The 6,653-nt window shown below is 61.3% G+C and carries 5 protein-coding genes; 4 read left to right on the top strand and 1 reads right to left on the bottom strand.

Features of this window, described 5'->3' with window-relative positions; translation table 11 throughout:
* Window positions 1-222 precede the first annotated feature (222 nt).
* Entirely contained in the window at window positions 223-576 is a 354-nt protein-coding gene (uraH, locus tag JAB6_RS14920) for a hydroxyisourate hydrolase (RefSeq protein WP_070303439.1), read from the bottom strand.
* A 121-nt stretch (window positions 577-697) separates the two neighbouring features.
* On the opposite strand from uraH, the gene puuE reads away from it, so the two are divergent.
* The 4 genes from puuE to xdhC all read left to right on the top strand — a co-directional run bounded on the left by puuE (window position 698) and on the right by xdhC (window position 6,650).
* On the top strand, window positions 698-1,651 hold the full coding sequence (gene puuE / locus JAB6_RS14915) for an allantoinase PuuE (RefSeq protein WP_070303438.1): 954 nt from the start codon (window positions 698-700) through the stop codon (window positions 1,649-1,651).
* A gap of 99 nt (window positions 1,652-1,750) precedes the next feature.
* Window positions 1,751-3,217, top strand: a complete 1,467-nt coding sequence (gene xdhA / locus JAB6_RS14910) for a xanthine dehydrogenase small subunit (RefSeq protein WP_070303437.1) — start codon at window positions 1,751-1,753, stop codon at window positions 3,215-3,217.
* A 10-nt stretch (window positions 3,218-3,227) separates the two neighbouring features.
* Window positions 3,228-5,573 carry a xanthine dehydrogenase molybdopterin binding subunit gene (gene xdhB, locus JAB6_RS14905; protein WP_070303436.1) on the top strand — a complete coding sequence of 782 codons (2,346 nt, stop codon included), beginning with the start codon at window positions 3,228-3,230 and terminating at the stop codon, window positions 5,571-5,573.
* 9 nt (window positions 5,574-5,582) lie between these two features.
* A complete protein-coding gene (gene xdhC, locus JAB6_RS14900) occupies window positions 5,583-6,650 on the top strand; it encodes a xanthine dehydrogenase accessory protein XdhC (RefSeq protein ID WP_070303435.1) in 1,068 nt (355 codons plus the stop codon).
* Window positions 6,651-6,653 lie beyond the last annotated feature (3 nt).

Genomic DNA, 6,653 nt, shown 5'->3' with positions numbered 1-6,653 from the left:
ATAGTGCTGCAACCAGTGTGAAAGTAGGTTATCGTCAGGCTTGTTATTCGCAGTAGAGAAAAACCCGTCAAGCAATTGGCGGGTTTTTTTTCGTCTGGTGGTTTGATACGCCGCGGGTGGTGTCGGCTTACGCGCGCAGCGCTAAGCCGACCTACGCTCATGTAAAGTCCGGTAGGTCGGATTAGCGTAGCGTAATCCGACAACATTGTTGGCCTCGTGGCATCAGCTACCGCGGTAAGTGGAATACGACCACGGCGACACCACCAGCGGCACATGGTAGTTCTCATCCGTATGCGCAATGCCGAAGGCCAGCGTCACCAGGTCAATGAAGCGGGGCGATGGCAGTTCTACGCCCTGGGCGGCGAAATAGTCGCCGGCATTGAACACCAGCTCATACTGGCCCGCTTTCATGCTCTCGCCTTCCAGCAATGGGGTGCTGCAGCGGCCGTCGCTGTTCGTCATATCCATCTTCAATAACACTTTGCCTTCCGGCGCGACTGAAAACAGGGCGACCTTGACGCCGGCTCCCGGCCTGCCGTGGGCGATATCGAGTACATGCGTGCTGAGTTTTCCCATTTGCTATCCTGTATATAGGGTGAGTGAATGTGCTTATCGTGCAAATCATATACCGGTGACTGCGCCGGGCTATATGATTGGGCATATAGCCAACATTGTCCTCCTATAGGCGCGCCTCCGCATGAACAATTACGAAGATTATCCACGCGACTTGATCGGCTATGGCCGCACGCCACCCCATCCGCAATGGCCGGGCAAGGCCCGCATCGCCCTGCAATTCGTCCTCAATTACGAGGAAGGGGCGGAAAACAGCGTGCTGCATGGCGATCCCGCGTCGGAAACGTTTCTATCGGAGATGATCGGTGCGGCCGCTTTTCCAGCGCGCCACCTGAGCATGGAGTCGATTTATGAGTATGGTTCGCGCGCCGGGCTGTGGCGCTTGCTGCGCATGTTCGAGGAGCGGCGCCTGCCGCTGACGGTGTTTGGCGTGTCGATGGCCTTGAAACGCAATCCGGAGGCGGTGGCTGCCTTCCAACAACTGGGGCATGAAATCGCCTGCCATGGCTTGCGCTGGATTTCCTATCAAAACATGGACGAGGCGACGGAACGCGAACACATGCGCGAAGCCGTGCAGATCATCCGCGAATTGACGGGTTCCGCCCCGCAAGGCTGGTACACGGGGCGCGATTCGCCCAATACGCGCAAACTGGTGGTTGAACATGGCGGTTTCCGCTATGACGCCGATTATTATGGCGACGACCTGCCATTATGGGAAAAGGTGGCGTACACGGATGCCGCCGGCATGCCGGCCGTGCAGCCACAACTGATAGTGCCCTATACCCTGGATACGAACGATATGCGCTTTGCCGCTATGCAGGGCTTTAATTCGGGCACGCAGTTCTTCGATTATCTGAAGGATGCCTTTGATGTGCTGTACGCGGAAGGCGATCCGGACGGCTTGAATCAGCCGAAGATGTTGTCGGTAGGCCTGCATTGCCGCTTGGTGGGGCGGCCTGGCCGCGCGGCCGCACTGGCGCGCTTCCTCGACTATGTGCAGGGTCATGAGCAAGTGTGGATCACGCGCCGTATCGATATTGCCGAACACTGGCATGCGGTGCATCCGTTCCAGGAGTGAGTTCTATTGAGATGGGATGATAAGTAAAATCAGTCTTTGCGTATAGTTGTCCCATATGCCGGTGTTAATCTCCTATACTGGGACTATACCGAGGCCAGCATGTCAGAACCGATCCGTTTTTACTATCGTGGTACCGTACAGGAAGTACGCAACGCCGCCCCTACGCAGACTGTGTTGCAGCACCTGCGCGAGGATTTGCATTGCACGGGCACCAAGGAAGGCTGCGCCGAAGGCGATTGCGGCGCCTGCACGGTGGTCATCGGCAGCCTGGTGGACGGCCAGGTCGAGATGAAAGCCGTCAACGCCTGCATCCAGCTCACGCCCACTCTCGATGGCAAGGCCCTGTTTTCCGTGGAAGACTTGCAGCAGCCCGATGGCGCCCTGCACCCGGTGCAGCAGGCAATGGTCGAGTGCCACGGTTCCCAGTGCGGTTTTTGCACGCCCGGTTTTGTCATGTCCTTGTGGGGCATGTATCTGGAGAAAAACGGCGAGACGCCCACGCGCTGTGAAATCGACGACACCCTGTCGGGCAATCTATGCCGCTGCACGGGCTACCGGCCCATCATCGATGCAGCCAGACGCATGGGTGAATTGCCACATGTGGCATTCGACCGCGATGCGTTGCGCGTGCAATTGCAGGCGCTGCAGCGCGGCAGCCTGACTACGTATGAACACGGCGGCCAGCACTTCCACGCGCCGCGCACCATTGATGAACTGGTGGCATTGCGCGCGGCAAAGCCGCAAGCCTGCCTGCTGGCCGGCTCCACCGATATTGGCCTGTGGGTGACCAAGCAATTGCGCGACCTGGGCGACATCATTTATCTCGGTAATGTCGCGGCGCTGAAAAGCATCGCCGTGGACGATGGCAAGCTGCACATCGGCGCCGGCGCCAGCCTCAACGATGCCTATGCGGCGCTTTGCGAACATTATCCGGAAGAATTGTCGGAACTGTGGCAGCGCTTTGCTTCCTTGCCGATCCGCAACGCCGGTACCTTGGGCGGCAATGTGGCCAATGGTTCGCCGATCGGCGACTCGATGCCGTGGCTGATTGCGCTGGGCAGCGAGATCGTGCTGCGTGGACCTGCTGGCCAGCGCAGCATGCCGCTGGAAGATTTTTATCTCGGTTATCAAAAGAAAGATCTGCAGCCAGACGAATTCGTCGAAGCCGTGCGCGTGCCCTTGCCCCGTGCCGACGTGCATTTCCGCACGTATAAATTGGCCAAGCGTTTCGACCAGGATATCTCGGCCGTGTGCGCCGCGTTTGCCTTTGAGCTCGATGGCGAGCGCATTGTTGACGCGCGCGTCGCCTTTGGCGGCATGGCGGCCACGCCGCAGCGGGCCGCGCAAACGGAAGTGTTTTTGCGCGGACAGGCTTGGACGGAAGAGAACTTGCTCATCGCCATGCGCTTGCTGGCTGACGATTACGCACCGCTGTCCGACATGCGCGCGTCGAACACTTACCGCATGACGACGGCGCAAAACCTGTTGCGCCGCTTCTGGCTGGAAACACGCCCCGGTGCGCCTTTGCTGCGCACTGCCGTCAACGCCTACGCTTGCCGCGCCTGAAAGGACCAGCATGAACCATCCTGCCACGCCCGAACTGCAAGCGGCCGCCTGGGCCGCCGTGGGCAAGCCCAGCCCACATGAATCGGCGCAATTGCATGTGCTGGGGCAAGCCACGTACACGGACGATATCGCCGAGCTGCAAGGCACCTTGCACGCGGCGCTGGGTCTGTCGCAAAAGCCCCACGCGCGCATCACGGCCATGGATTTGTCTGCCGTGCGTGCTGCTGCCGGTGTTGTCGCCGTCTACACGGCACACGACATTCCCGGCACCAATGACTGCGGTCCCATCATCCATGACGATCCCATCCTGGCCGCGGAGCTGGTGCAATACGTGGGCCAGCCCATCTTCATCGTGGTGGCCGATACGCATGACCATGCGCGCCGCGCGGCCCGCCTGGCGCAAGTGTCGTATGAGGAATTGCCCGCGATCATGACGCCGCAAGCGGCCAAGGCCGCGCAATCGTATGTGCTGCCACCGATGCAGCTGACGCGCGGCAACTACCAGGCCGCGTTCGAGGGCGCGCCGCACGTGATCAAGGGCCAGCTGTATGTGGGCGGCCAGGAACAGTTTTATCTGGAAGGACAGATTTCCTACGCCATCCCGAAGGAAGCGCAAGGCATGCTGGTGCTGTGTTCGACCCAGCATCCGAGCGAGATGCAGCACGTGGTGGCGCATGCGCTGGGCGTGCATTCGCACAACATCACCGTCGAATGCCGGCGCATGGGCGGCGGTTTTGGTGGCAAGGAATCGCAGTCGGCCCTGTGGGCGGCGGCGGCATCGATTGCGGCGGCGAAATTGAAGCGTCCCGTCAAATTGCGCGCCGACCGCGACGACGATATGCTGGTGACGGGCAAGCGCCACTGTTTCTACTATGAATACGAAGTGGGCTATGACGACGATGGCCGCATCCTTGCCGCCAAGGTCGACATGACCACGCGCGCCGGATACTCGGCCGACTTGTCCGGCCCTGTTGCCACGCGCGCCGTCTGCCACTTCGACAATACCTATTACCTGTCCGACGTGGACATCCGCGCCGCCTGCGGCAAGACGAATACGCAGTCGAACACGGCTTTCCGGGGCTTCGGCGGGCCGCAGGGCGCCATTGCCATCGAGTACGTCATCGATGAAATCGCCCGCCATTTGCAACGCGATGCGCTCGATATCCGCCTGCTCAATTTCTATGGCCGCAACGATGTAGAAGGACGCAACGTCACGCCGTACGGGCAGAAAATCGTCGACAACGTCATTCATGAACTTGTCGCGGAACTGGAAGCGAGCAGCGATTACCGCGCGCGCCGCCTGGCTATTGATGCGTTCAACGAGGCCAGCCCGATCCTGAAGAAGGGCCTGGCATTCACGCCCCTGAAATTCGGTATCGCCTTCAACGTCACGCATCTGAACCAGGCCGGTGCGCTCGTGCACGTGTATGTCGATGGCTCCGTGCTGGTCAACCATGGCGGCACGGAAATGGGGCAGGGCATCAATACCAAGGTCATGCAAGTGGTGGCGCACGAACTGGGCCTGGACCTGGACAAGGTACGGGCCACGGCCACCGATACGAGCAAGGTGGCGAATACGTCAGCCACGGCGGCGTCCACCGGTGCCGACTTGAACGGCAAGGCGGCGCAGGATGCGGCGCGCCAGATCCGTGAACGCTTGGCCGACTACGCGGTCAAACTGTACGGCGGTGAGATGGCTTCCGTGCGCTTCTTTAACAACCATATCCTCGTGAATGGTCACGCCGTGCCGTTTGCGGAGCTGGTGCAGAAGGCGTATCTGGCCCGTGTACAACTGTGGTCGGACGGTTTTTATGCCACGCCTGGCCTGTCGTGGGATGCGAAGACGATGACGGGCCATCCGTTTTCGTATTACGCGTATGGCGCGGCCGTGGCCGAAGTGGTGGTCGATACCCTGACGGGCGAATGGAAGCTGCTGCGTGCCGATGCCTTGTACGATGCGGGCCAGTCATTGAATCCTGCGATTGATCTGGGCCAGGTGGAAGGCGCATTTATCCAGGGCATGGGCTGGCTGACGACGGAGCAGCTGTGGTGGAATGCGGCGGGCAAGCTGATGACGCATGCACCATCGACGTACAAGATCCCCGGCATTTCCGATTGCCCTGAAGATTTTCGCGTCCAGCTGTTTCAGAACCGCAACGTGGAAGACAGCATCCACCGTTCCAAAGCTGTGGGTGAGCCACCATTGTTGCTGCCGTTTTCCGTGTTCTTTGCCATCCGCGACGCCATTTCCAGCGTCGGCCATCACGCCGTGCAACCACCGCTGAATGCGCCCGCCACCAGCGAGGAAATCCTCAAGGCGGTGATGGCCGTGCAAGCGGCGCATGCCGGCGCATAGGGGCTGACGATGAGCGACTGGCTGACAGCAATCGAGAATGACGCGCAGGCATCCGTGCTGGTGACGGTCGCCCTGGTGGAAGGTTCCGGTCCGCGCGAGGCGGGCGCGAAGATGCGCGTCAGCCTCGATGGTCAAATGGACACCATCGGCGGTGGACATCTGGAATTGCGCGCCGTGGAAATCGCCAAGACCATGCTGGCCACGGGCGACACCCAAGCGCGGCTCGAACGTTTTGCGCTGGGCCCCAGCCTGGGACAATGCTGCGGTGGCGTCGTCCACCTGGCTTTCGAGTATGTCGACGCCAGCCTGCATGCGTTGCTGGCCACCTTGCGCGAACGCCGCCAGCAAGACAGCTGGCGGTTGACGGCGCTCGACGGCGAACCCGCCTCGGCCTTGTTCGATGCTGCTGGTAGCTTGATCGCTGGCTCTGGCGAACAGGCGCCTGACACGTTTTCGCGCGAACGCAGTACCCATGTGGCGCAGGGGAGCGAAGGGCGGCGCTGGCTGGTCGACCCCTGCCTGGCGCCGCGCGCGCACCTGACCTTGTTCGGCGCCGGCCACGTGGGCGCCGCCATCGTGCGCGCGCTGGCCCACTTGCCCTGCAATATCACGTGGGTCGATGAACGCGAAGACATGTTTCCCGCGCAGATACCTGATAATGTCCGCATCGCCGCCACCGACACGCCCGAGGAATTTGTCGCCATGGCGCCGCCCGGCGGCAGTTTTCTCGTCATGACGCATAGCCATGCGCTCGATCAACGCTTGACGCAAGCCATCATGGAGCGCGAGGATGCTGGCTGGTTCGGCTTGATCGGTTCGCACACGAAACGCAAGCAGTTCGAGCACCGCCTGCGGGCGCGCGGCGTGCCGGACGAGCGCATCGCCGCCATGGTGTGTCCGATCGGCATGCCCGGCATCCGCAACAAGGCGCCGGCCGTGATCGCCGCCTCCGTTGCCTGTCAATTACTGATGGTGTGGGAAGAGGCGGCCGCTGCCGTCCTGGCCGCACCGCTGCGGCTGGCCTCTGCCAGCGCGCCACCGCGACGCCGGACACGCGCCGCCATTCACCCGTTATAGAAA

This window comes from Janthinobacterium sp. HH104 (assembly GCF_001758715.1).
Taxonomy (GTDB): domain Bacteria; phylum Pseudomonadota; class Gammaproteobacteria; order Burkholderiales; family Burkholderiaceae_D; genus Janthinobacterium; species Janthinobacterium aestuarii.
This window is presented reverse-complemented; position numbering and strand designations above follow the sequence as displayed.

Excerpts from the sequence above, each read along its gene's own strand:
- xdhA (WP_070303437.1), top strand. The coding sequence starts at position 1,751 with ATGTCAGAACCGATCCGTTTTTACTATCGTGGTACCGTACAGGAAGTA.
- xdhC (WP_070303435.1), top strand. The coding sequence starts at position 5,583 with ATGAGCGACTGGCTGACAGCAATCGAGAATGACGCGCAGGCATCCGTG.
- xdhB (WP_070303436.1), top strand. The coding sequence starts at position 3,228 with ATGAACCATCCTGCCACGCCCGAACTGCAAGCGGCCGCCTGGGCCGCC.
- puuE (WP_070303438.1), top strand. The coding sequence starts at position 698 with ATGAACAATTACGAAGATTATCCACGCGACTTGATCGGCTATGGCCGC.
- uraH (WP_070303439.1), bottom strand. The coding sequence starts at position 576 with ATGGGAAAACTCAGCACGCATGTACTCGATATCGCCCACGGCAGGCCG.